The following is a 217-nucleotide window of genomic DNA, read 5'->3' on the forward strand; positions in this document are numbered from 1 at the left end:
GTTTCACTACTGAGTTCGGCATGGAATCAGGTGGGTCCAAAACGCTATTGTCACCAAGCAAATTAGGTGCAAAGAATCAATGACAAGCACGTAGTGCTACCATTTTCTTTGCGCAAGGTGCCTCAACTTTAACGCTACGCGCTAAGAGTCACCTCTTGAATTTGGAAAATATCTGATAATATTTTTTAAGTCTTTCTAAGTAATATCTACTTTAGTC

General features: G+C 39.2%; 1 rRNA gene. It reads right to left on the bottom strand.

The features are described from left to right. Positions 1-58 (bottom strand): 5S ribosomal RNA (gene rrf, locus CXF64_RS21070); the annotation flags it as partial. Positions 59-217: the final 159 nt, after the last annotated feature.

This window comes from Pseudoalteromonas sp. GutCa3 (genome assembly GCF_002836155.1).
In the GTDB taxonomy this organism is placed as follows: domain Bacteria; phylum Pseudomonadota; class Gammaproteobacteria; order Enterobacterales; family Alteromonadaceae; genus Pseudoalteromonas; species Pseudoalteromonas arctica.